A 613-nucleotide genomic window follows, 5' to 3' on the forward strand; every position below is an offset into this window, starting at 1 on the left:
AGTTTGATTTGGCAACTGCTCAAGCTAAAACTCAATTAAATATTGATAAAGATTCTCATGGCGGTGCTTGGGAATCATTTTTAAATGAAGGCGCTCTAAGGCCGTCTATTCCTACTGGTCATGGCTGTAGTAATTTTGTTATGTTTTCTGGTTCTGTTTATCAAATTGAGATAGGTTGCGATAAATTAGGCGATATAAAATCACTGCTTTCTTGGGTTATGTATTGTCTTACATTTTGGTATGTATTCACTTCTATTACATCTTTACTAAGGAAGGGTGAGCAATAATGCCAGCTTTATTAGGTATCCCGGCTTTATTCCGGTTTTTAATAGGTCTTGTTCCTCTTGTTATTGGCTATGTTGCAAGTTTCATAGCTCGTCTTGCTACTAGAACTGGATTATTAGCGACTGCTCTTGTTGGCGCAATTATGGTTGTTCTTTTGCTTGGCTTGCAATGGCTTGGTTCTGTTGTTTACGGTGCCATGCCTCAGGACTTCTCTAATTTAATGTCTTCTGTATTACCTGATGGAACTACCGAATGTATTACTGTGATTATGTCAATGAAAATTGCTGTTATGGTTTTTGATTTAAAAGATAGGTTTATTTCTATGGCT

The 613-nt window shown here is 36.7% G+C and carries 1 protein-coding gene and 1 pseudogene; both read left to right on the forward strand.

Going from position 1 to position 613, the window contains the following annotated elements; genetic code table 11:
• Nucleotides 1–287 (forward strand): annotated as a pseudogene (locus CG67_RS02650) (attachment protein); the annotation flags it as partial.
• Nucleotides 287–613, forward strand: a 327-nt coding sequence (locus tag CG67_RS02655; RefSeq protein ID WP_025901435.1) for a DUF5455 family protein, incomplete at its 3' end; no start/stop codon positions are given. The pseudogene CG67_RS02650 and the gene CG67_RS02655, both read left to right, overlap by 1 nt.

Source organism: Tatumella sp. UCD-D_suzukii, assembly GCF_000611875.2.
Lineage (GTDB): Bacteria > Pseudomonadota > Gammaproteobacteria > Enterobacterales > Enterobacteriaceae > Tatumella > Tatumella ptyseos.